The following is a 24,120-nucleotide window of genomic DNA, read 5'->3' as shown; positions in this document are numbered from 1 at the left end:
GATCGGCCTCGTGCTGTCCGGCGGCGGCGCGCGCGGCTACGCACATCTCGGGGTCCTGAAGGTGCTGGAGGACAACCGCATCCCGATCGACTGCATCGCGGGCACCAGCATGGGTGCCGTGGTCGGCGGGCTGTATGCGAGCGGCATGGCTGCCGGCGAGATGCAGAAGCGGCTGTCGGAGGTCAACCTCGCGGACATCGCGTTCGACGTGACGGATCGCGCGGACCTGCCGCAAACCAGCCGGGAGGACGAACGCCTGTACATCAACGGGCTGACGCTCGGCTTCGGCAAGAAAGGCGTGAAGGCGCCGGTCGGCCTCGTGCAGGGCAACCGGCTGCAGGCGCTGCTCGCGAACTGGACGGCCGCCGTGCCCACCAACCAGCCGTTCGACCGCCTGCCGATCCCGTACCGCGCGGTTGCGACCGACCTGCAGACGGGCCAGATGGTCGTGCTCGACCACGGCTCGCTGCCGCTCGCGATCCGCGCGAGCATGGCCATGCCGGGCCTGTTCGCGCCGGCCGAGATCAACGGGCGCGCGCTGGTGGACGGCGGGCTCGTCAGCAACCTGCCCGTCGACACCGCGCGGCAGATGGGCGCGAACGTCGTGATCGCGGTCGACATCGGTTCGCAACTGCGCCCGCTCGACGCGCTCGCGTCGCCCGCCGACGTGATGCAGCAGATGGTCGGCATCCTGATCCGCCAGAACGTGACCGCCCAGCGCAAGCAGCTCGACGCGCAGGACGTGCTGCTCACGCCGGATCTCGGCTCGCTCGCGTTCACCGATTTCCAGAACGCGAAGCAGGCGATCGCCGCCGGCGCGGCCGCCGCGACCGCGGCGCTGCCGAAGCTGCAGCGCTTCGCGCTCACGCCGGAACAATATGCGGCGTACCGCTCCGCGCACGCGCAACCGCTGCCGCCGCCGATCCGGATCACGCGTATCGAGATCAAGACCTCCGGCGGCGTGCCGAAGCGGGTCGTCAGCAACGCGCTGCACGTGAAGCCCGGCGACACGTACGATCCGAACACCGTCAGCCAGGATCTGCTCGGCCTCACGACGGGCGGCAACTTCGAGAGCGTCACGCAGCAGATCGTGAGCCACGGTGACGAGAACGTGCTCGAGATCGACGCCCGCGAGAAATACTGGGGGCCGAATTTCCTGTTGTTCGGGCTCGGCATGTCGAGCAGCTCGACCGACGAGGGCGGCTTCCGCCTGCACGTCGGCTACCGGCGCCCGTGGCTCACCGAATCGGGGCTCGAATTCCGCGCGGACACGACGATCGGCAGCGACCTGCAATCGGCGCGCGTCGAACTCCGCCAGCCGCTGTCGATGGCCTACGGCGTCTATCTGTCGCCCTACGCGGAATACCAGCGCCGCTACGCGAACCTGTACGACGACTCCGGCGACGTGAAGATCACGCAGTACCTGATGCAGACCGCGCGCGCCGGGATCGACCTCGGCCTGCCGATCGCGCGGCTCGGCGATTTCCGGATCGGCATCGGGTACGTGACCGGGCACGGTTCGCCGACCTACAACCTGCCGTCCCCGTTCGGCGACGGCAGCGGCCAGACGCTGCTGTGGCCGAGCTTCACGTCGCAGGCGCTGATCGCGCGTGCGCGGCTCGTCATCGACCAGCTCGACGATCCGCTGTTCCCGCGCAAGGGCTATTTCACCGAGTTCCGCATCGAGCGCTCGCTGGTGTCGCGCAACGGGGGCTCGGCAAGCGAATTCGACGACAGCATCAACAGCGCGCCCTACACCGAGATCTACGGCAAGGCGATGGTGGCGCAGCAGTTCGGCAGCCACAGCGTCAGCGCGACGATCGAAGGCGGCAAGAGCATCGGCGGCACCAACCTGAACAACGCGTTCAACTTCACGCTCGGCGGCTTCCAGCATCTGTCCGCGTATGCGGCCGACCAGCTGAACGGCAACGAGCTCGCGTATGCGCAGGTGACCTACATGAACCAGCTGATGACGTTCAACGCATCGCCGATCAAGGCGCTGTCGGTGGGCGCCAGCGCGGAAGTCGGCAACGTCTGGTCGAGCGGGCAGCAGATCGGCGGCGGCTCGCTCAAGCAGAGCTATACGTTCTTCACGAGCCTGTCGACCGCGTTCGGGCCGGTCTACCTCGGCGTGGCGCTCGGGCCCGGCGGCCGCCGCAACTTCTACCTGCAGCTCGGCCGCACGTACTGAGCGTGCGCGGGTGCCGCTTCGGCGGCATCCGCCACGCCTTCGCGCGATACGTCCGGATCAGAACGCCGCGGCCATCGCGACCGCCCGGGCCTGCGCCTGTTCGATGCTGTCGCTCGCCCGCGCCCCCCACGTGTGTTCGACGGTCAGGCTCCTGACCTCGCTCACGCCGATGAACCTCAACCAGAATTCGATGTAGTCGGCCTGATGCCGGAACCCGGGATTGTCGGCGCCCGCGCCCGTCTCCCGGCTCTGTCCGCGAACATGGATGACCAGCGCCCGCGGAATCTCCAGCAGCGGAGCGTAGGCCTTGCCGTCGAACGTGAACAGCATGTTCCGCTGGCTGACGAGATCGATCAGCTGCTTGAGCTTGTACGGATAGCCGAAATTCCACATCGGCACGCCCACGACGATCCGGTCCGCTTCCTGAAAGCGCTTCACGAGCGCCTGGATGTGCCGCCAGACCGACTGTTCCGCATCGTCCATCGGCGCGTTGGCGACGCCTTTGTACTTCGCGCCGATCGCGTCGCTGTCGAAGTCCGGCAAGTCTTCTTCCCAGACATTCAGCGTATCGACGTCGATCGACGCGCCCGTTTCCCGGAACGCATCGACGAAGGCATTGGCGACCGCGATCGACGCCGACCTCGCGCCGCGGGGAGAAGACACGATATTCAAAAGCCGCATGACGTATGACCCTGACAGGAATGCATGAACAACGGAGCGGCCATCGGGGCTGCCCCGGCTTCACGGCTGCGTCGCGGACCGCCCGCCTCCACTGACACGGATCGGCCCTTCCACACAGTTGCAATTGCAATCGTAATGCAAAGCGCGCACGCGCGGCAAACGAATCGTCATGGGGTGGCGGTGCGGGCGGACATCGGGACGGGAAAGGAACGGCGGGACAAGCCGGCGACGCGCTCGAATCCGGCGCGCGCGGCTGTCGTGGGGTCGTGGGGTCGTGCGGGGTTGCTGTCGAGGCCCGGAGGCCCGGGATTCGTGTTGCGGATCGTCAGACCGGCCAGCTGATCTCGAAGCGTGCGCCGCCGAGTTCCACCGGGTCGACGACCGCGATCCGGCCGTTGTGCGCGTGGAGCACCTGCCGCGTGATCGACAGGCCGAGGCCATAGCCGCCGGTGCGGCGGTCGAGGCGCACGAACGCGTCGAAGATCCGCTCGCGCTCGCTCTCCGGCACGCCGGGGCCGTCGTCCTCGACGAAGATCCCGATGTTGCCGTGCACGAGCGAGATCCCGACGACGATCCGCGATTTCGCGTACTTGCTCGCGTTGCGCAGCAGGTTGCGCATCGCGTACGACATCAGCCGCCGGTCCATCTTCACCCGCAGGTCCGACGCGATCGCGATGCGCGACTCGATCGCGCGTTCCGGATACAGCAGCTGCGCATCGTTGACCTGGTGTTCGAACCACGCGACGGGAGCCGTCATCTCGAGGTTCGACTGCAGCGAGCTGTATTCGAGCCGCGCGAACGTCAGACTCATGTCGATCAGTTCCTCGAGCTCGGTCACGTCCTGCGCGATGCTCTCGAGCGCGCTCTGGTATTCGGCCGCGGAACTTGGCTCGCGCAGCATTTCGAGCGCGAAACGCACGCGTGCGAGCGGCGTGCGCAGCTCGTGCGAGATGCCGTTCGTGAGGTCGCGCTGCGCGGCGATCAGGCGTTCCATCCGCATCGCGAGCGCATTCAGCGTCCGCGCGAGCGGGCCGATGATCACGCTGTGCGATTCGCGCGCGCGCGTGTTGAAGCGCCCGCCCGTGAAGTCGATCGCGCGCTCGCGCACCATCACGAGATCCGACCACACCGGCCGCATCCACCGGTACGCCGCGAGCGCGGGGGCGGCGAACACGAACACGAGCACGATCCAGATGTCGCCGGGCAGCGAATCGAACGCATGCCACACGACCTGCGGCGACAATTCGACGCACAGCGCGAGCGCCGGCACGAGCGCGGTCAGCAGCACGAGGCCGAGCAGATGCAGGTAGGTGCGCACGTAAAGGCGCGACCAGCTCGGAATGCGGTCGGCGCGCGTATCGGTCCACGCGCGGCGGAAATGCAGCCAGCGCCATTTGACGTAGCGCAGCGTCGGCAGCGGCGGTGCATCGGGGTGCGAACGGGTTCGTCGGATCATCTCGGCTCCCGGCCGGCAGGGGGAATGCCCGCGCGGAACGTGACGGCGTCGCCCGAAGGCCGCGTCATTCCCACGCGTGCTTGCTGAATTGATAACCCTTGCTGCGGATCGTCTTGATCCGCTGCGGGTTGCTCGCGTCGTCGCGCAGCTTGCGGCGCAGCTTCGAGATGCGCCCGTCGATCGTGCGGTCGAGGCCGTCGAACTCGACGCCGCGCAACTGCAGCATCAGGTCATCGCGGCTGACGACTTCGCCCGCATGGCACACGAGTGCCCACAGCAGGTCGAATTCGGCCGACGTCAGGTCGGGCGTGCTGCCGTCGGGCAGCACGACGGAGCGGTCGGTGCGGTCGATCGAGAACTTGCCGAACGCGTAGCGTTCGGGCTGCGGCGCGCTGCTCTCGGGCGCGCGCGCGGGCGCACGGCGCAGCTGGGCCTTGATCCGCGCGAGCAGGATGCGCGGCTCGACCGGCTTGTGCACGTAGTCGTCCGCGCCGAATTCCAGGCCGAGCAGCTCGTCGAACGGCTCGTCGCGGGCCGTCACCATGATGATCACGCCGTCGTACTGCTTGCGCGCCTCCCGGCAGATTTCGAAGCCGTCCTTGCCCGGCAGGTTCACGTCGAGAATGACGAGATCGGGACGAATGGACAGGATCGCCGGCACCGCGGCGTCACCATGCAGCACAGTATCGACTTCATAGTCGTTCTTGCGCAGGTAGCCGGCGATCAGCGTGGACAGGCGGGTGTCGTCTTCGACGAGCAGGATGCGAAAAGACATGGGCAGCGGTCGGTTCATCGGGGAAGCCGCGGCGGCGCCGGCCGGTGCCGGACGCCGGCCATTGGCCGAAACGTACCGCATGATACTGCGCCAGCCGATTGCCTGTTTAGCGGTCTTGAAAATAAGGGAGCGATATCGGCCGAGCTTGACGAATCGGCGCCGGGACGGTTCCATACGGGCTCGCCTGAATCCGGGCCATGCCCTGCCCGCCTGACTTGATGAATTACCAAACGATCCTCGAACGCATCCACACCGAACTCGCCCCCTGGATTGGCCAGGGACGGGTCGCCGATTACATTCCCGAGCTCGCGAAAGTGCCCGCCGACAAGTTCGGGATGGCCGTCGTCACGCTCGACGGAAACGTTTGCACGGTCGGCGACGCACACGAGCGCTTCTCGATCCAGAGCATCTCGAAACTGTTTGCGTGCACGCTCGCGTTCCAGCTGTTGGGCGACGACCTGTGGGAACGGGTCGGCCGCGAGCCGTCCGGCAACGCGTTCAACTCGCTGGTCCAGCTCGAGAGCGAGCGCGGCAAGCCGCGCAACCCGTTCATCAATGCGGGGGCGCTGGTCGTCACCGACGTGCTGTGCCGCCGCTTCGTGAAGGCCGAGACGGCGCTCGTCGAATTCGTGCGGCGGCTGATCGGCGCGAACGACATCGACTACGATTCGCGCGTCGCGCAGTCCGAACTGCAGCACGCGGAGCGCAACCGCGCGATGGCGCACTTCATGGCGAGCTTCGGCAACATGCAGATGCCGCCCGACACGGTGATCGATGCGTATTGCCGACAGTGCGCGATCACGATGAACTGTGTCGAGCTGGCAAGCGCCGCGCTGTTTCTCGCGAATGGCGGCGTCGCGCCGGTGACCGGCGAGCGGATCGTGGATTCGAGTTCCGCCAAGCGGCTGTCGGCGTTGATGCTGACCTGCGGCACTTACGATGCGGCGGGGGATTTTGTGTATCGCGTCGGGTTGCCGGCGAAGAGTGGTGTCGGCGGCGGGATCGTGGCGGTACTGCCCGGGGAGATGGCGGTTTGTGTGTGGGCGCCGGGGCTCGATGCTAATGGGAACTCGTTGGCGGGCACGCTGGCGTTGGAGTGGTTGACGACTTATTCGGGAAGGTCGATTTTTTGAGGGGGCGAAGTTAGGTTGGGCAACGCTACAGAACTGGTATATTGCATCCTCCATCCGTCAGAACGCTTATAGTCAAATGATTCGTCGTCAAAACTTCCAGAATTTGAGCTGGTTCTACGATCTCCACCGGCGCTCAGCACTAGACCTCGACCCACCATATCAGCGCCGCAGCGTATGGAACAATGCTTTTAAAGAGTACTTCATTGATACAGTATTATTGAATTATCCAGCGCCAGCAATATTCCTGTACGAACAAATTAGTGCCGAAGGCTCATCCACTTATCACGTAGTGGATGGAAAGCAACGAATAACCACTATTCTCGAGTTCGTCCGTGGCGACTTCCCGATCAGCGACACCTCAGATATTGCCGCCCTGAGAGGAAAATATTTCAATAGCCTCGATGAATCGATTCGCCGCGCCTTCTGGTCGTATCAATTGTTGGTTGAATATATACCCACCAATGACGAAGGCGTAATTAATTCAATTTTTGATCGAATCAACCGAAACGTCGCAAAACTTACGCCTCAGGAACTTCGCCACGCAAGATTGGACGGAGAATTCATACGCCTATCTGAACAACTAGCGGATTGGCAACAGACCGTTTTCCCGCAGAACTTCCCGAGATTTGCGGCTCAGTCGAAAAAGCAGATGAAGGATGTGGAGTTCACCGCCATTCTGCTGCTGCTGCTAGAAGACGGCCCTCGTGGCTACAGCCAGGATGATTTGGACAAAGCCTTTTCTGACCGGGATGCCGATTGGGAGCAGAAGTCGGTCTGCGACGACCGCTACAGGGCAGTCATTTCATATATTGCCGAGATGCTCACGTCTGACGATGAGTTGGCTGGCTCGCGTTTGCGCAATCAGGCAGACTTCTACGCCCTCTTCGGTGCGATAGATTCTCTGCAGCAAGATCAAGCGCTCGGGATGCCTCAACATTCAGCGTCGGTACTTCGTAAATTTATTGACCGAGTCGACGATTCAACTGAACGCGACAATGATGCGGCTCTGATGGCATATTACGATGCTGCAAGATCTGCTTCCAATGACAAAGGTCCGCGTGAGACGCGGGTTCGATATCTGAGGTCAATTCTGTCGGTACAGTGACTGTGATCGTTCCAGCTCAACTCAGCCAAAAACACAACCTTTTTCACCCATATCTCGAGCAAGTTGAGGAAAGAGCAAAAGGGAAAATCTTCGCTTATTGTTCCATTCATGCCCATGCATTTATCGGGCGATTGAAGGATACCGAATCCTTATTTGAAAAGATTGAAACTGGTCGATTTGCCAACTGGAGCAGCCTTGATGATCTCTACGGATGCTCGATCGTCATTCCATTTCTCGAGGCAGAAGCTACGGTTATCGAATGGTTAAAATCAGAATTCGATGTCGTCGATCTGAAATTACGCGGTGCAACACAGAAGGATCCAACGGTATTCCGCTTCGATGCGACTCGTGTAATTGCTCGCCTCAAGGAGCCAATGCTAGCAGCCGATAGCCCTCTTCTCAAAGTCGCGTTTGAAGTTCAGATAAGAACAGCATTCGAACATGCGTGGTCCGTAGCTACGCATTCCCTAGCCTACAAGGGTGAACGCGTTGACTGGAGCCGCTTGAGGCTCGCGGCTCAATTGAAGGCGACAGTAGAACAGCTCGATATGCTGGTGCTCGGCTTCGATGCAGCTGCGGCTGCGATACATGCACAAAGATGGCCAGATATTGCCGTGCGGTCCAAGATTGAAGATCTCTTTCGTTCGCGCTTTGATCGGGCGCAACTTCCCTCAGAAGTTAAACCGGCTAGCTGGATGCGATTCTGTGAAAACGTGCAACGACTGATACTTTCAACTAGCCCAAAGCGTCTGTCGGGAAACGAAGCGCAGTCTTTCGTTGAAAAGCGTTTGCGCATCATCGAATCCGCACTGGATAAAGTTGGGATTGATTATCCACGGAGCCTGTCTCCCCTTCAATTCTGCATCGGCATCCTTGCCGAGGCAGACCATATTGAAGGGAAATTAAATAATTATGTTCCATATTTGTCACCAGAGCTTCTTTCGCTATATCCAAAGTCGAAAATTGCAGGCCCAGGATTCGATATCGAGGATGGGAACTGACAGGCCTCACCTATGCCGCCGATGAAAAAAGCCACTGTCAGCATGAAACTCCGCCCCCATCTTATTGATATTGCTGGAGCTCCAGCACGTTGGCGCTGGAGTGGTTGACGACGTATACGGGGCGGTCGATTTTTTGAGGGGGCGGAGTTAAGGGCGACTCATCTGGTGCGACAGCGGCAGGCGAGTATCGACACAATCAATGAAGAATTCGTCATTCGGCAGTACTCGACCTATTGCGGCCTCTCCAGGAGATTTTCATTGCATGCAGCAAAAAGGCGCTTGTGGCGATCATGCCTGGTTTTTTGGTCAAATCCAAACGCCTAACGGAAGCACGCGGCGCAACTCATCGCATCTGCGATCCACTTCCGCCATCAACTTTGTGACGATGCGATGGATATCTTTCAACTCGGCACGTCGGAACGGCACACGCGCAACACGGAAAATCGCGCCGTCCCCGTCTGGATACAGCTTCAAATAAATCTCTGACCTGTCAGCGTCCGAATGCGCCACCTCGCGGTTCCGCATAATTAATAGGTAGTCGTGAATCTCACGTTGCCTTGAGGTCAACACTCTGAGGAGTGAACCGGGCGCTGAACGCTCTGCGAACTTTGATTCGCCACGAGTATTCACGAATGGCCGAGCATATGTCACCACTAGCGCGGTCGTAAGAGCCATCAACAGCGCGCTTGGTGGATCTCGCCGAGGTAGAGGTAAACGAGCACGCAACAGCTCTTCAGTCGTTGCCTTGGTTTCATCAAGATCGTTATATGAAAGATGAAGCCTGCGATAGAGGCGCAGCGCAGGTTGCAACTCTGGAGCTACCGAGACACGATCCAATTCGTCAGATTCTTCCGCAATGCTCATTTAGATAAATCCCAAATTGTTCTCAAAGCAGACAACAGCTGCGACTCCTGTTGAGTTAGTGGTTGCTAATGGCCGACTATTGACGTAGGCGTTCGGCGTTAACCTAGGTGGAGCAGGTCTTCCTCACCGCCCTAAAAAATCGGTTCACCACATATCTACCAACTACCCGACTACTCGGTTCTTCGTGAATTGTACGTGTAGCGCAAACGCGCGGTGCCTCAGACTCTGCGGAAAACCTCGGTTCTGGGAAATCTCTCGTAGTATGTCGTCGATCTCGTCATCTATGGCTAGACCTTGCTCCAACCAACCAATCGCAAGGTCACACCAATACGGAGTGGGCCATCGTAGCCCTGCCACGACGACTTCGCGAGCAGAATCAATGCTCGACGAGAATGCAACCAAGGGACGCTCAAGCGGCTTGACTATTGAAGGCGATTTCATCTGAGAGCTTGCTCAACCTGGTTGAGGAGATCACGTACAAAGCGAGTCTGAGGGATTGTCGCCAATATAGGTATCCATGTCGACTAATCGCATGTAGCCGATCCCGGACGCCAAAGACGGCGCGGTACTCACCCGTCTGATCGATGCTGAAGGAACCACATACGAGTTTATATTTCCCGAGTGCAAGCACGCTGGCGTTGGAGTGGTTGACGACTTATTCGGGAAGGTCGATTTTTTGAGGTGCGAAAGCCAAGTGAGACTCATCTGGCGCAACGGCGGCTGGTGAGTTCCGGCACACTCAATGGCGAATTCGTCGTTCGGCAGCGATCGACCCGGAGCGGCCCGCCCCATTCTCGGTTGCGGACAGTCACGTCGGCATTTGCGGAGAAACGTGTGGATTGAGCTCTATAAGCTCACGGGCTAACCTGGCAGTAATCACAACGCCGCAGCCCAGACAAACGCTATCGTCGGTCTGTTCACCGCAACATGGACAAAACCATCGCCCCACATAGGACCGGGATGGTTGACCGGACATTCCGCCGGTCCTGAGTGCTTCGAGCTGCGTTCGAACGGAGCGGCTAAAAAGTGCGCCCGTCGATGCACATTGAAGCTCTCCTCCCGCAGCCATGACGAGTTCGGCAGCGCAATAGGGGCAATGCATCAGCGGTGAGGTCGAAGTCATGACTGGATTGCCCACAATCTTGGACGAGACATCAAAGGTCCGCAACTGGCCGATTGCTAACGCAGGCATTCGGTTTAGCGGAGCTTCTTCACCTCCGCCCGAGGTATCCGGAGGATTCGTCATTCGGCTGCAATCGCCCCGGAGCGGACACCGCAAGCCTCAAAGCCTACGGTTTGGGGTGTCCATGAAGCGGCGGACTCGTCGCTTGCCGGTACTCGTTTTGGTTACTGGGACGATTCGTCTGCTGACCATACGGCCAGTTCATAACCATCGGGGTCAATAAAGTGAAAGCGCCGGCCGCCAGGGAACGAGAAAGTCTGACGGTTGATGGTGGCGCCCGTCGCCTCGATCCTTCGCTGGATTTCAGCCAGATCATCAGCGTAGAGGATGACTAGCGGGCCGCCTGGCCGGACAGGCTCACCCGTTGTCAACCCGCCTGCGATCCGGCCGTCGTGAAACTCGGTGTAGGTCGGGCCGTAATCGGTGAAAGTCCAGCCGAAAACGCTGCCATAGAAGGCCTTGCTTCGTCCAATATCGCTGACACTGAATTCGATGTTATCGATCTGGCGGTCTTTCCCTCGAATGCTCATCAGTACCCGTTCCCTTGGTTGTCTGCCGAAAGGCAATTATATGCACCGTAGCCGCCCGTAACGACATGGAATGGTATTGCGCTGAAATGGTTGACGATTTGCTCGGGGAATCGGGTAACCGGAATCCACACCAATCTCTCGACTCGAACGTTAGTCAAATTCGATCCTCAACGCACACTCTTCTCCGTATTGAAGCCTCAAATCGACCAGGATCGCATTGGAGAGTGCGGTGGCCAGCGCGACCTTCAATTCCGGCGTGACGCCATCGAGATGAAAAGAAAACTCCCATCCCGGCGACGCATCGATCCAGGACACAAACAGATCGTCACAGCCGGATTGCCAGAACTGTACGTTCTTCGCTTTACCTGTTGGTGCTTCGTCAATAATCCAGGTTCGGGATATTGCGATCTGCTGCCCGTCATCGCTCCAGTGCGTGATTTGTCCGCTATCGGGATTGACGAGCAGGAATCCAAGAGGTTGAAGCAAAGTCTCGACAAAGCCAAAAGCTTCCGGGAATGAACCCTTCACTAGTACGGTTAAGAACGGTTTTGCCATCGCGTTTACTAACCCAGATGTTGGCCAGCTGTACCTGCGCCGACCAGCCCGCGCAATCCCAACGACGCATGCGAAAAGGCGAGCAGCAGAAGCTGGCCATCGACATCGGTGTCGCCCTACCGCAACCGACTGTCGGTCGATAAAGCGCACGTCAGTATATTGCAGCCGAGCGGCAACTTGGCGCCGGTATGACGGAAACCACCGCGAGGCGCAACAAAATGCCCCTACGAAAATCGCATCGGCAACCACCTCGATTTTCCGGTACAAATCGGGGACGCTGAAATTCCCCGCGAGCTATCGGAGACCCTCGTTCATGACTCGGCAAAACGCACCGGAAATCGCCACAACGGCAACCCGCACGAACCCCGGCGACGCCCCATCCGCCCCGATTCCCGCCATCGTGCCGTCAAGCACCGCGCTGCTCGTCATGCATTACCAGACCGACATCCTCGGCCTCTTCCCGTCGGTCGCGCCCGGTTTGCTCGCCAATACGCGCCGGCTCTGCGATGCAGCGAGGGCAAGCGGCATCGGCGTCTGGTTCGCGAACATCCGGTTCAGCCCCGGCTATCCGGAAGTCAGCCCGCGCAACAAGAACGGCCAGGGCATCAAGCAGCTCGGCCTCTTCATCGACGACGGCCCATGCCCGGAGTTGGGTCGGCAGGCCGACGAGCCGCTGATCGTCGCGCACCGCGCCAGCGTGTTCTTCGGTACCGATCTGCAAGCGCGCCTGGTCGAGCAAGGCGTCGATTCGCTGATCATGGTCGGCATCGCGTCGACGGGCGTGATGCTGTCGTCGATCGCCCACGCGAGCGACGCGGACTTCCGCCTCTATACGGTCAAGGATTGCTGCTACGACCCGGACCCGGTGGTTCACGAACACCTGTTCGCCACCGCGTTCGAATCGCGCACGACGGTGCTGTCGCTCGAGGACGCGTTGCGGCTGCTCGCGTAAACGCACGCACACGCGCGAGCGTGACGGGCCAACGTCATCACCCGAGTCGACCTGCAGGGTGACGGCTGCCAGGCCCGGCTGCCGTGGTCGAGCGTCCCGCCGAACCCGTAACGGGCGACGGCGTGCGCGATGCCGCGCGCGCCGCCCGCTTCGTCGTTACTTCGCGATATACACACCCGACGTCGGGCACGTGCCCTGCGTATTGCCGTCGGTCACGAGCGACGCGGCGCTCGGGAACTGCGCGGTCGCATTGGTCTTCACCGCGATCCACGCTTCGGTGAAATAGCTGACGCCATTCGTCTTCGTGCACTTCAGCGACACCGCGCTGCGCGTGTTGCTGCCGAACGCGCCTTCGAATGCGGACAGCAACTGGTTGCGCGTGACCGTCTTGCCCGCGTTCGCCTGCAGGAACGCGTTGAACGACGTATTGCCGAGCCGGCTGATCATGCCGGACGCCTGATTCCAGTAGGCATCGGGCGTCGCCGGGTTCGAGCAGGTGCCGTGCTTGAACCATTCGTGCTTGTCGAGGCACGACGCGACGCCCGGCATGTAGGTCGACAGCGTGTTGCGGGTCGCGCTGCTGATCGGGTAGGCGTCCATGCTGCACCACTGGTGCGCGTTGTCGAGGTCGATGTCGTTCTGCGGCACGCCGCAGTAGAACGGCTGGTTGCCGTCATAGCGGTTCGGCCACAGGCCATGCAGCGACAGGCTCGTCGCCGCATACGAGCCGGCGAGGTTCGTGCATTCCGGCGTGTCGTGCGACGCGCAGAAGCCGGGCTCCCACGATGCGGCGAGCAACAGGTAGTCGTAGCTGGTCTGCGCGGCGGCGTGCAGCGACACGGAAGCAACGGCGAGTGCGGCAGCGGCGCGGGCGAGCGTCTTGAGCATGGCGTGTTTCCTCGGAAAAGGCATGCGGTCGCGGGATGCGCCGCACGGTTGTCGAATGTCCGACCGCGATTGTTGCCGTCGCAACGTGGCACGAATGTGAAGGTGGACGAAAGAACGCGCGGGTCGCCGCCGAGCCGGTTACAACCGGTACCGGTACCAGCGGTTGCCTTCCGCCGCAAGCGACGCCGGCGTACCGTGTCGCCACCCTCATCCTGCAACGGAGCATCGCCATGGTGACCGCGACACAGCTCGGCAAGCCACATTGCGTCGAGATCGGCAACGGGCGCAGCGTCGTGCGCTCGGACACGCACAAGGACGGCCAGGGCGGCGACGCCGGCATGCGGCCGCACGAACTGCTCGAAAGCGCGCTCGCGGCCTGCGTCTGCATGTCGATCGACCTGGCCGCACGACGCGCGGGCGTGACGCTGCCCGCGTGCACGGCGGACGTCACCGTCGATCGCCTCGACCACGAAACGGGCTTCGACATCGCACTGCGCTTCGCTGCGCCGCTGTCGCACGCGCAGCAGACACTCGTGCGCGACGCGGTGCGGGCTTCTCCGGTCGCCCGGACGCTCGGCAAGCCGATACGGGTCAGGCCGGCCACGATCGCGAGCGGCTGACCGTCACGGCGCGCCGGACACGGCACGATCGACACCCGCACGTCGACGGCCGCGCGACACGCATCCGTGGCGAACAGGCACTCACGACCCGGTGCCGAGCTGTGTGCACGCGCGGGCGGACGCTTCGGGGCCTTCGAGCGCGAGGATCTGCCACACGCCGATGCTGACGCGCTGGCGCGCCGCCGTCGACGCATCGGCCAGCAACGCCTCGACGCGCGGTGCCGCATCCGGCGCCTGCTGCTTCAACGCCGCGTGATGCCGCGCACGCGATGCCGGTTCGGATTCGTACACGTCGCACAGGCGCACCATGCCGGCGAGACCGGCAACGTCGTCGTCCTTGTCGATCGCGCGCGGCTCGACAGGCGCGAGCCCCTTGCGCTCCGCCGCCGGCAGCTTGGTGCGCGCGCCCTCGTCGATCGACACGGCGGATGCCGGCGGCAGGCCGCCGATCGCCGCGACGATCCGGCTGCCCGCGGCGATCATGTCGCGCTGGCACGCGATCTTCTCCGCGGCCGCGACGTTCGAGCAGAACGACACCGAGGTGCGGTACACGTCGTCGCTCATGTGCGGCACTTCGTTCACGCTCGCCTGCGCGAAGCCGGCGCTCGTCAGCGCCAGCGCGGCGGGAATCAGGATGCGGAATGCGCTCGTCTTGTTCATTGTTGTTCGTATCTGTGGGTTCTTGTGGCGGGCAACATCGCCGGGTCGCGCGGTGGCGGCCTCAGTGCCGCCGGGCCCTCGTCCGGCGGCACGCGGTCACTTCAACGACGCGGCCTCCGATCCGCCCGGCGACAGCGCCGCGTTGTCCTGCTCGCGCCACGTGCGGCGCGACGCCATGATCGCCTTCACGGCCGAGCGCGCGACCTTCCACCACGCGAACGGCCGCGGGTCGGCAAGCATGCTGAGCGCGCGCGCATAGTCGAGCGTGAGCCCGGGCGTCCACGCCATCGTCACCGCACGCTTGCGGATCTGCGCGGCAACCCACAGCTCGGGCGTGAGCAGCAACCGCACGAACGCGCCCCATCCGGCGCGCGCGCCCTTCAGCCGCCACACCGCGCCGTCGAGCGCGGCTTCGAGTGCGTTCGACACGGTGCTCGAGCAGTTGCGGTGCGTGAGGTTGTACGTCACGTTCTGCCGGTACGACGACCAGAACGCGTCCAGCTTCGCCGGATCGTAGTTGCGGATCCGCACGCGCACGGTCGACGGGCACCATGCCTTCGACTCGGTCGCGTAGTCGGGCTGGAACAGGCCCGGCACGTCGTTTTCGCGGGTTGCACGCAGGATGCGCGTGAATTCGTCCGGAGAACGATCGATTTCGACGCCAGGATACAGGCTGATATAGATGCCCTCCGGCGATTCCAGCGCCGCGTGCCCGGTCGAGATCACGCCGTTGACGTCCACCGCCGCGATATAGCGGTCGATCACGGGGTAGCGTTGCGCTTCGGCTTTCGACGTACCGGTCGGCGTCCACACGTGCACGGTGAGCGCATGCTCGCCGTCGGCGGGCGGGCCGTCCCATTCGGATTGGGCGAAATGCGGCAGGTCGCGCGCATCGTCGAGGTCCGGCGCGAGTGCCGGCGCCGGCGAGGTCGCGAACGCCGGATTGCGCGTCAGTCGCCGCACGCGTGCGGCGAGGCTCAGCATGTGCATCCCGCCGAATATCAGCAGCAGGCCGAGGCAGTACGGCACGGTGCCCACATAGTGGGTCGGGTACGGCTGGTAGAAGAAGATCGCCAGCAGGATCTCGACGACGCCCCACGCGAAGGCGACGTTCCAGCGGCGATAGCGCACCATCCACGCGGCGGTGCACTGCAGCAGCCCGTCGACGAGGAACAGCGTGCCGAAGATCATCGACAGCAGGAAATGGCCATGGTGATGCCCCGCGAACACGAGCCCGGCGGCCACCACGACCGCGATCCCCTTCACGTAGCGCAGGACGCGCTGCCCGCCGACGCCGCTGCCGGCCACCGCGAGCGTCGCGAGCCCCTCGATCAGGAACAGCCACGCGAAGATCTGGATCGGAAAATGCAGCGCGCCGTCGAGCGCGTCGACGAAGATCACGACACCCGCGACAACCCACACCCAGCCGAGTGCGGTCAGGCCGCGCCAGCGGGTGCGCAAGTATTCGATGCCCAGCAGCAGTAAGACCAGTCGTACCATCGCGCCCTCTCGTGATTTTTTTGGGACACGCGCTGGCCACGCGGGTCCTGTCGTTTCGACCGCGCATCGAGCGACGCACAGGCCGAAAAGCGGTCATTCATGCCGGCGCGTCATGCCTCGACATGACCGTTGGCGGCCGGTACGCCTCCGCACTGGCCGAATAATAAGATATGGCGGAGGCGGTTGAAAGCGCGACGAAAACGTTGGCGGCGGGTCTGGAGAGCGCAGCATGCCGCTGGACAGGGCCGGATTGCGAGCGCTGCCCAGGCAGATTTCCCGTTCGACAATGCGCGGCGGATACGCCAGAATCCGGCTTCCGAGGGCGCAAGCCACCAAACCGCATCAGACGGGACAATAATCCATGAAAACATCGATCACGCGCCGGCGCCTGCTGGCCGCCGGCATGGCCGCGAGCACCCTCGCGCTGTCGGGCTGCTTCACGCCGAAGCTGTACGAGAACGACGCATACAGCGAATACGTCACGAGCTTCATGATCACGCAGGACGGCAAGAAGCTCGTCGTCCTCGGCACGAACTACCACTACATCTTCGATCTGCCGGCGCAATTGCGGCCGGTGCTGCTGTCCGGCTACCGGAAATCGCTGCACACGACGTTTGCCGACTTTCATGCGCGCGGCGGCAGCATCACCGGCCACTACCGGATCGTGTTGCCAAAGGACGCGCCGGACGACGCCCGGCAAGCCGCGAGCGCCGACGGATTCACTGCCGGGACGGCCGGCCTCGCGCTCGAAGGCGACATCGAAGGCAAGCGCTATTCGACGGAGGGTTTCGCCGCGAAGGACAAGGGCGCCACGCAACCGTTCAACGAGCGGTACTCGGTGTACATCCGGGAATCGCCGTCCGTCGCCGGCATGGGCCTGCGGATCCTCGCCACGCCAATCACGGTGGCCGCCGACGGCCTGCTCGTGCTGGGCGGCATCGTGCTCGTGCCGTTCGCAGCCATCGCGATCGAGGCAAACGGCGGCCTCCGGATCATGTAATGGCACAAGCGTCGCCGCTGTTGCGCCTGTGACGGCAGGCAGCGGCACGCGAGCGCACCCGACGACCGCAACCGGAGCATTGCCATGTCCGCCTCACCGCTACACGCACCACCGCTCGGCCCGCAACTCAAGCGCTGGCGAGCGCTGCACCGCGTAAAGCAGAGCCACGCGGCGGAGCTGTTCGGCGTGGCGCAATCGACGATCTCGCGCTGGGAAGCCGGCCTGCAACAGATGTCGCCCGACGAACGCGCGACGGCCGAACGGCTGCTCGCCGCGCGCCTCGATTCCGCGGGCGATCACGCGCTTGCGCGGCTCGTCGCGGGCAGCGCGGGCCGCATGCATCTCGTGTGCGACCTCACGCACCGGCTGCTCGCCTGTTCGCCCGCGCGTGCAGCCGAATTCTCGCAACCGCTGTCGACGCTGCTCGGCACGTCGCTGTGGCGCTATGCGACGCCGGAAATCGTCCGCATGGAAGCCGCGCTCGATACGCTCGGCTGGCATGATCGCGCGGGGCCGCCGAGCGTCGAATTCGACACTGGCGCGAATGCGTCACGCGTCGTGCCGATCCGCGGCAGCCTGTGCCGGTGGACACGGATGACGCTGTCGGACGGGGCGGCCGCGCGGCTCGTGGAAACGCTGTAATACGACCCCGCGCATATTTCATGCGTGGACGAACCGTGCGTGGCCGCCTTACGCTTGACGGCTCATCGCACGGACACCGACCATGAACCCCGATACGATCCACGCGCGGCTCGCGTTCCTGCGCGAAGCCGAACGCCTGAAGGATGTGCTGCGCAGCGGCCATACGTCGGCCGGGCGCGCGGAAAGCACCGCCGAGCATAGCTGGCGGCTGTGCCTGATGGCGCTCGTATTCGCCGATGCGCTGCCCGGCATCGACACGCTGAAGCTGCTGAAGCTGTGTGTCGTCCACGATCTCGGCGAGGCGCTGCACGGCGACATCCCCGCGATCGAGCAGGCCGCGCACCCCGACAAGAGCGCGCACGAACGCGACGACCTGCTGACGTTGACCGCGCCGCTCGATCCGGCACGGCGCGACGAGATCGTCGCACTGTGGGATGAATACGAAGCGGCCGCGTCGCCGGAAGCGCGCGCGGCGAAAGCGTTCGACAAGCTGGAGACGATCCTGCAGCACACCCAGGGCAGCAATCCGCCCGATTTCGACTACGCGTTCAATCTCGGCTACGGCCGCCGCTATACCGACGCCGCACCGCTGTTCAGCGCGATCCGCGACATCGTCGACGCCGACACGCAACGCCGGATCGACGCGGGCGGGCAGCACGCGTAAGCTCGCGGAACCGGGCGCGCGGCACCGCGCACCCTGCCCGCACGAGGCCCTACGCATGACGCAGAACATCTACGACGACCCGGCCTTCTTCGAAGGCTACAGCCGCCTGAACCGCTCGATCCACGGACTCGACGGCGCCCCCGAATGGCCCGCGCTGCGCGCGCTGCTGCCCGACCTGCACGGTCGCCGCGTGCTCGACCTCGGCTGCGGCTACGGCTGGTTCAGCCGCTGGGCCGCCGGCCAGGGCGCGGCAAGCGTGCTCGGCATCGACGTGTCCGAGCGCATGCTCGAACGTGCGGCATCGAACGCCGCGCATCCGGCGATCACGTACCGTCGCGCCGACCTCGAAACGCTCGCGCTGCCGGATGCCGCGTTCGATCTCGCGTACAGCTCGCTCGCGTTCCATTACATCGCAGACCTTGATACCTTGTTCCGCACGCTCCATCGCGCGCTCGTGCCGGGCGGGCGGCTCGTGTTCTCGATCGAGCATCCGGTCTATACGGCGCCGCGCCGGCCCGGTTTCGTCGTCGACGCGCAGGGCAACCGCTCGTGGCCGCTCGACGGCTATCAGCGCGAAGGCGAACGCGTGACCGACTGGCTCGCGCCGGGCGTCGTCAAGCAGCATCGCACGCTCGGCACGCTCGTGAACCTGCTGATCGGCAGCGGCTTCACGCTCACGCACCTGGACGAATGGGGGCCGACGCAGGAACAGGTCGATGCCCTGCCCGCGCTCGACGAGGAACGCGACCGGCCGATGATGGCCCTCGTCGCCGCACGGCGATAACGCACGCCGCAACACGCGCACGAGCTTTCGCCCGCCGCGCTGACAGATTGCAACAATGTCGCCGCCCGGCCTCCGTTCCTGCACGGCGTCCGTACAATTCAGCACAATTTCCACACGATTTGTCGTGAATTCCTCGCTTACCATGAGCGGCTGATTCGACCCGGCACGGCCGCGCGAGGTGTACGCGGAAGCCCGCGGGCAGCCCGCCCGCCAGGCGACGCCGGCCGGATCGTCCCGACCGGCCGCACGCAACGCCGGCACCGCTTCATCCTCGCCGCACGCTCATGACTCAGAAGACCCATCGCCGCCGGCGCATCGTGCTGGCCACCGTTGCCATCGTCGCGATCGCCACCGGTGTCACGCTGAAGGCGTGCGCACCCGACAAGCATCCGCAATACCTGTCCGCGCCCGTCTCGCGCGGCGACCTCGAAAACGCGGTGCTGGCCACCGGCGCGCTGCAGGCATTCAGGCAGGTCGACGTCGGCGCGCAAGTCTCGGGGCAGTTGAAGTCGCTGAAGGTCAAGCTCGGCGACAAGGTCACGAAGGGCCAGTGGCTCGCCGAGATCGACCCCGTGCTCTCGGAAAACGCGCTGCGGCAGGCGCGCGCCAGCGAAGAAAGCCTGCGCGCGCAGCAGCAATCGACCGCCGCGCAACTCACGCAGGCGGAACTCGCGTTCCGGCGCCAGCAGGCCATGCTGCCCGACGACGCGACGTCGCGCGAGTCGTTCGAAGCCGCGCGCGCGACGCTCGACGTGCAGCGCGCGACGCTCGCGTCGCTCGCCGCGCAGATCCGCTCGGCCCGCATCCAGATCGAGACCGCGCAGGCCAACCTCGGCTACACGCGCATCGTCGCGCCGATCGACGGCCAGGTCGTCGCGATCGTCACGCAGGAAGGCCAGACGGTGATCGCGCAACAGCAGGCGCCGGTGATCCTGAAGCTCGCGGATCTCGACACGATGACCGTGAAGGCGCAGGTGTCGGAAGCCGACGTGATCCGCGTGAACGCCGGCCAGACCGCGTATTTCACGATCCTGGGCGAACCGGACAGGCGCCACTACGGCAAGCTGCGCGCGATCGAGCCGGCGCCGCAGAACTACGCCGAGACGCAAAGCGCGCTCGGCGGCGGCGCGGGCGGCGGCGCGAAACCGAATTCGGCGGTGTTCTACAACGCGTTGTTCGAGGTGCCGAATCCCGAGCACCGGCTGCGCATCTCGATGACCGCGCAGGTCAACATCGTGCTCGGCAACGCGCGCAACGCGCTCAGCATTCCGGCCGCCGCGCTCGGCGAGAAACGCAAGGACGGCACCTACGCGGTGCGCGTGCTGCGCACCGACGGCAGCACGGAAACGCGCAACGTCCGCATCGGCATCAACAACAACGTGCGCGTCGAAGTGCTGGCCGGCCTGAAGGACGGCGAACGCGTCGTGATCGGCGAGGCGTCCGCGGACGACCACGCGCCGCTGGCGGACGTGGTGTGACGATGAGCCAGCCCCTGCTGAAACTCTCCGCCGTCACGCGACGCTTTCCGGCCGGCGACAAGGACGTCGTCGTGCTGAACAACGTCAACCTGTCGATCCACGCGGGCGAGATCGTCGCGATCGTCGGCGCGTCGGGCTCCGGGAAGTCGACGCTGATGAACATCCTCGGCTGCCTCGACCACCCGAGCGAAGGCACCTACACGGTCGGCGGTCGCGACACGCACATGCTCGACAGCGACGAGCTCGCGCAACTGCGCCGCGAGCACTTCGGCTTCGTGTTCCAGCGCTATCACCTGCTGCCGCACGTCGACGCCGCCGCGAACCTCGAAATGCCCGCGATCTATGCCGGCACGCCGCGCGCGGAGCGGCACGCGCGCGCACGCGAGCTGCTCGCGCGCCTCGGGCTCGCGGATCGCGCGCACCATCGCCCCGGGCAACTGTCCGGCGGCCAGCAGCAGCGCGTGAGCATCGCGCGCGCGCTGATGAACGGCGGCCAGGTGATCCTCGCCGACGAACCGACCGGTGCGCTCGACACGAAAAGCGGCCAGGACGTGATCCGCATCCTGCACGAGCTGAACGCGCTCGGCCATACGATCGTCATCGTCACGCACGACAAGGCCGTCGCGCGCCATGCGCGGCGCATCATCGAGATCAGCGACGGCGCGATCGTCGCCGACCGGCCGAACCGCCACCATGCGGAAGCCCTCGCGGAAGCAGCCGCGGGCGCGGACGCAGCGGAAGCGAGCGAAGCGGAAACCGGCGCGCCGTCCGCCCGCGATCGTCACGACACGCCGTCGCCGCCCGCGGCAGTCGCCCCCGATCCGCAGGCCGATGCCGCCCCGCGCGCGCGCCGCTTCGCGGCCGGCTCCGGGCGCTTCGCCGAGGCCTGCCGGATGGCGTGGATCGCACTCGTGTCGCACCGGCTGCGCACGCTGCTGACGATGCTCGGCATCATCATCGGCATCACGTCGGTCGTGTCGATCGTCGCGATCGGCGAAGGCGCGAAGCGCTACATGCTCGACGAGATCGGCAGCATCGGCACGAACACGATCAACATCTACCCCGGCACCGACTGGGGCGACAGCCGCGCCGATGCGATCCAGACGCTCGTGCCCGCCGATGTCGCCGCGCTCGCCGAGCAGCCGTACGTCGACAGCGCGACGCCCGAAACGTCGCGCACGCTGCTGCTGCGCTACCGCAACGTCGACGTGAACGCGCTCGTGAGCGGCGTCGGCGACCGCTTCTTCCAGGCGCGCGGGATGCGCTTCGCGCTCGGTGTCGCATTCGACGAGGACGCGGTGCGCCGCCAGGTGCAGGTGGCCGTGATCGACCAGAACACGCGCCGCAAGCTGTTCGGCGCGACGCGCAACCCGATCGGCGAAGTGATTCTGGTCGACAACGTGCCGTGCGTCGTGATCGGCGTGACGGCGGACAAAAAGAGCGCGTTCGGCAGCATGAAGAGCCTGAACGTGTGGGTGCCGTACACGACCGCGAGCGGGCGTCTCTTCGGGCAGCGTTATCTCGACAGCATCACCGTGCGCGTGCGCGACGGGCAGCCGAGCGCCGCCGCCGAAAAGAGCCTCGAAACGCTGATGAAGCAGCGCCACGGCCGCAAGGACTTCTTCACGTACAACATGGACAGCGTCGTGAAGACCGTCGAGAAAACCGGCCAGTCGCTGACGCTGCTGCTGTCGCTGATCGCCGTGATCTCGCTCGTCGTCGGCGGAATCGGCGTGATGAACATCATGCTGGTGTCGGTGACCGAGCGCACGCGCGAAATCGGCATCCGGATGGCGGTCGGCGCGCGCCAGTCCGACATCCTGCAGCAGTTTCTCGTCGAGGCCGTGCTGGTCTGCCTGCTCGGCGGCACGATCGGCATCGCGCTGTCGTTCGGGCTCGGCGCGCTGTTCTCGATGTTCGTCGCGCAGTGGAAGATGGTGTTCTCGGCCGGCGCGATCGTGACCGCGTTCGTCTGCTCGACGCTCACCGGTGTGATATTCGGCTTCATGCCCGCGCGCAACGCATCGCGGCTCGATCCGATCGATGCGCTCGCGCGCGACTGACGCAAGGCCCGCCATGACGCATTCCTCACCGCTTCAGCGCCTCGGCGCATTCGCATGCGCGGCCGCGCTGCTCGCCGGCTGCGCGGGCGCGCGCCATGATCCGCTGCCCGCCGTCGCGATGCCCGCGAACTGGTCGGCGCCGGTTTCCGCCGACGCACCGGCCACGACGCGCGACTGGTGGCGCAGCTTCGGCGATCCGCAGCTCGACGCGCTGATCGACGACGCGCTGCGCGCCAACAACGACCTCGCGATCGCGGCGATCCGCGTGTACCGCGCGCAACTGCAGGCCGGGCTCGCGAATACGAACCTGACGCCCAACGTGACGCTCGGCGCGAACGGTGCCGTGTCGCGCACGCTCGATACGCACCAGATGCGCCGGTCGAGCAACGCGAACGCTTCGCTCAGCTATGAAATCGACCTGTGGGGCCGGCTGGCCGCGCTGCGCGACGCCGCGCGCTGGGAAGCCGACGCGACGGCCGCCGATCTCGAAGCCGCGCGGCTGTCGCTGATCGGCACGACCGCATCGCTGTACTGGCGGATCGGCTTTCTGAACCGGCAGATCGCGCTCGGCGACGCGAACATCGCGTACGCGGTCCGCACGCTCGCGGTCGTCCGGTCACAGCACACGGCCGGCGCCGTGTCGGGGCTCGACCTTGCGCAGGCCGAACAAAGCCTCGCCACGCAACGCGCCGCGCAGACACGCCTGATCCAGCAGCGTACCGAGAACCGTCACGCCCTCGCGATCCTGTTCGACCGGCCACCGCAGCAACGTGCGGCCGAACCGCCGGCGCTGCCGGACGCGCCGCCGCCGGAAGTGGCGGCCGGCCTGCCGGCCAGCCTGCTCGGCCGGCGCCCCGACTTGCGCGCGGCGGAATTCAGGCTGCGCGAATCGCTCGCGCAGGTCGACGCGACACGTACCAGTTTCTACCCGACCTTCACGCTGACCGGCGCGGCCGGCACGTCGAGCACGAGCCTCGAGCGCGTGCTCGCGAATCCGGTCGGCACGCTCGGGCTCGGCCTGGCCCTGCCGTTCATCCAGTGGAACACGATGCAGCTGCAGATCAAGGTGTCGAAGACGCAGTACGAGGAGGCCGTCGTCGGGTTCCGGCAGAAGCTCTACACGGCACTCGCGGAAGTCGAGAACGCGCTGTCGGCGCGCGTCCAGCTCGAACGCGAGGCCGAACAGCGCGCGCTGTCGCTGGCGCAGGCGCAGCGCGCCGAGCGGCTTGCCGCCGCGCAATTCGCGGCCGGCGCGACCGCCGTGCAACCGTGGCTCGACCAGCAGCAGCGGCTGCGCGATGCGCAAAGCGCCGACGAACAGACGCGGCTGGACCGGCTCAACAACCAGATGACGCTGTACCGCGCGCTCGGCGGCGGGATGTCCTGACCGGCCCG

22 protein-coding genes are annotated in these 24,120 nt (G+C 64.6%); 13 read left to right on the top strand and 9 right to left on the bottom strand.

Annotated elements, in window-relative coordinates; genetic code table 11:
* Position 1: 1 nt before the first annotated feature.
* Positions 2–2,191: a patatin-like phospholipase family protein gene (locus tag ABY44_RS10580; RefSeq protein ID WP_431641181.1), complete on the top strand. Its 2,190-nt coding sequence runs from the start codon at positions 2–4 to the stop codon at positions 2,189–2,191.
* Between the two features lie 57 nt (positions 2,192–2,248).
* On the opposite strand, the gene ABY44_RS10575 is transcribed toward ABY44_RS10580, so the two are convergent.
* The 3 genes from ABY44_RS10575 to ABY44_RS10565 form a co-directional block, all read right to left on the bottom strand.
* On the bottom strand, positions 2,249–2,872 hold the full coding sequence (locus tag ABY44_RS10575; protein WP_060173625.1) for an FMN-dependent NADH-azoreductase: 624 nt from the start codon (positions 2,870–2,872) through the stop codon (positions 2,249–2,251).
* A gap of 325 nt (positions 2,873–3,197) precedes the next feature.
* The gene (locus tag ABY44_RS10570; protein ID WP_059698260.1) at positions 3,198–4,328 is read right to left on the bottom strand and encodes an ATP-binding protein; all 1,131 of its coding nucleotides are present in this window, start codon (positions 4,326–4,328) and stop codon (positions 3,198–3,200) included.
* 64 nt (positions 4,329–4,392) lie between these two features.
* Positions 4,393–5,103 carry a response regulator gene (locus tag ABY44_RS10565; RefSeq protein ID WP_027789596.1) on the bottom strand — a complete coding sequence of 237 codons (711 nt, stop codon included), beginning with the start codon at positions 5,101–5,103 and terminating at the stop codon, positions 4,393–4,395.
* Positions 5,104–5,321: 218 nt separating this feature from the next.
* Between ABY44_RS10565 and ABY44_RS10560 the strand changes: the two genes are divergently transcribed.
* The 3 genes from ABY44_RS10560 to ABY44_RS10550 all read left to right on the top strand — a co-directional run bounded on the left by ABY44_RS10560 (position 5,322) and on the right by ABY44_RS10550 (position 8,342).
* The gene (locus ABY44_RS10560; protein ID WP_027789597.1) at positions 5,322–6,236 is read left to right on the top strand and encodes a glutaminase; all 915 of its coding nucleotides are present in this window, start codon (positions 5,322–5,324) and stop codon (positions 6,234–6,236) included.
* A 76-nt stretch (positions 6,237–6,312) separates the two neighbouring features.
* A complete protein-coding gene (locus ABY44_RS10555) occupies positions 6,313–7,341 on the top strand; it encodes a DUF262 domain-containing protein (RefSeq protein WP_431641180.1) in 1,029 nt (342 codons plus the stop codon).
* A gap of 2 nt (positions 7,342–7,343) precedes the next feature.
* Positions 7,344–8,342: a RelA/SpoT domain-containing protein gene (locus ABY44_RS10550; RefSeq protein ID WP_196488099.1), complete on the top strand. Its 999-nt coding sequence runs from the start codon at positions 7,344–7,346 to the stop codon at positions 8,340–8,342.
* A gap of 306 nt (positions 8,343–8,648) precedes the next feature.
* Here ABY44_RS10550 and ABY44_RS10545 read toward each other — a convergent pair whose 3' ends face one another.
* The 3 genes from ABY44_RS10545 to ABY44_RS10535 form a co-directional block, all read right to left on the bottom strand.
* A complete protein-coding gene (locus tag ABY44_RS10545; protein WP_155637958.1) occupies positions 8,649–9,206 on the bottom strand; it encodes a hypothetical protein in 558 nt (185 codons plus the stop codon).
* Between the two features lie 1,347 nt (positions 9,207–10,553).
* Positions 10,554–10,919, bottom strand: coding sequence for a VOC family protein (locus ABY44_RS10540; RefSeq protein ID WP_059649456.1), 366 nt, complete (start codon positions 10,917–10,919; stop codon positions 10,554–10,556).
* A gap of 150 nt (positions 10,920–11,069) precedes the next feature.
* A complete protein-coding gene (locus ABY44_RS10535) occupies positions 11,070–11,474 on the bottom strand; it encodes a hypothetical protein (protein ID WP_060173628.1) in 405 nt (134 codons plus the stop codon).
* Positions 11,475–11,787: 313 nt separating this feature from the next.
* Here ABY44_RS10535 and ABY44_RS10530 point away from each other — a divergent pair, with 313 nt between their 5' ends.
* On the top strand, positions 11,788–12,426 hold the full coding sequence (locus ABY44_RS10530; protein ID WP_060173629.1) for an isochorismatase family cysteine hydrolase: 639 nt from the start codon (positions 11,788–11,790) through the stop codon (positions 12,424–12,426).
* A 156-nt stretch (positions 12,427–12,582) separates the two neighbouring features.
* On the opposite strand, the gene ABY44_RS10525 is transcribed toward ABY44_RS10530, so the two are convergent.
* The gene (locus ABY44_RS10525; protein ID WP_060173630.1) at positions 12,583–13,314 is read right to left on the bottom strand and encodes a ribonuclease T2; all 732 of its coding nucleotides are present in this window, start codon (positions 13,312–13,314) and stop codon (positions 12,583–12,585) included.
* A gap of 230 nt (positions 13,315–13,544) precedes the next feature.
* On the opposite strand from ABY44_RS10525, the gene ABY44_RS10520 reads away from it, so the two are divergent.
* Entirely contained in the window at positions 13,545–13,934 is a 390-nt protein-coding gene (locus ABY44_RS10520) for an OsmC family protein (RefSeq protein ID WP_060173631.1), read from the top strand.
* A gap of 81 nt (positions 13,935–14,015) precedes the next feature.
* On the opposite strand, the gene ABY44_RS10515 is transcribed toward ABY44_RS10520, so the two are convergent.
* Positions 14,016–14,594 carry a hypothetical protein gene (locus tag ABY44_RS10515; RefSeq protein WP_060173632.1) on the bottom strand — a complete coding sequence of 193 codons (579 nt, stop codon included), beginning with the start codon at positions 14,592–14,594 and terminating at the stop codon, positions 14,016–14,018.
* A 96-nt stretch (positions 14,595–14,690) separates the two neighbouring features.
* Positions 14,691–16,094: an HdeD family acid-resistance protein gene (locus ABY44_RS10510; RefSeq protein ID WP_027789602.1), complete on the bottom strand. Its 1,404-nt coding sequence runs from the start codon at positions 16,092–16,094 to the stop codon at positions 14,691–14,693.
* Between the two features lie 361 nt (positions 16,095–16,455).
* Here ABY44_RS10510 and ABY44_RS10505 point away from each other — a divergent pair, with 361 nt between their 5' ends.
* From ABY44_RS10505 to ABY44_RS10475, 7 genes are all read left to right on the top strand, one after another.
* Positions 16,456–17,094 carry a hypothetical protein gene (locus tag ABY44_RS10505; RefSeq protein WP_060086226.1) on the top strand — a complete coding sequence of 213 codons (639 nt, stop codon included), beginning with the start codon at positions 16,456–16,458 and terminating at the stop codon, positions 17,092–17,094.
* An 84-nt stretch (positions 17,095–17,178) separates the two neighbouring features.
* Positions 17,179–17,736: a helix-turn-helix domain-containing protein gene (locus tag ABY44_RS10500; RefSeq protein ID WP_175864627.1), complete on the top strand. Its 558-nt coding sequence runs from the start codon at positions 17,179–17,181 to the stop codon at positions 17,734–17,736.
* Positions 17,737–17,818: 82 nt separating this feature from the next.
* Complete coding sequence (locus ABY44_RS10495; protein WP_059698278.1) at positions 17,819–18,400, top strand: HD domain-containing protein; 582 nt, start codon at positions 17,819–17,821, stop codon at positions 18,398–18,400.
* 55 nt (positions 18,401–18,455) lie between these two features.
* Positions 18,456–19,184: a class I SAM-dependent methyltransferase gene (locus ABY44_RS10490; RefSeq protein ID WP_060173634.1), complete on the top strand. Its 729-nt coding sequence runs from the start codon at positions 18,456–18,458 to the stop codon at positions 19,182–19,184.
* A 284-nt stretch (positions 19,185–19,468) separates the two neighbouring features.
* Positions 19,469–20,662, top strand: a complete 1,194-nt coding sequence (gene macA, locus ABY44_RS10485) for a macrolide transporter subunit MacA (protein WP_060173635.1) — start codon at positions 19,469–19,471, stop codon at positions 20,660–20,662.
* 2 nt (positions 20,663–20,664) lie between these two features.
* Positions 20,665–22,725: a MacB family efflux pump subunit gene (locus tag ABY44_RS10480; protein ID WP_060173636.1), complete on the top strand. Its 2,061-nt coding sequence runs from the start codon at positions 20,665–20,667 to the stop codon at positions 22,723–22,725.
* 13 nt (positions 22,726–22,738) lie between these two features.
* On the top strand, positions 22,739–24,112 hold the full coding sequence (locus tag ABY44_RS10475) for an efflux transporter outer membrane subunit (protein ID WP_060173637.1): 1,374 nt from the start codon (positions 22,739–22,741) through the stop codon (positions 24,110–24,112).
* Positions 24,113–24,120 lie beyond the last annotated feature (8 nt).

This window comes from Burkholderia sp. ZZQ-2, assembly GCF_050768715.1.
GTDB lineage: Bacteria > Pseudomonadota > Gammaproteobacteria > Burkholderiales > Burkholderiaceae > Burkholderia > Burkholderia cepacia.
The sequence above is the reverse complement of the archived record's forward strand: the minus strand, read 5'-3'. Positions and strand labels throughout refer to the sequence as shown.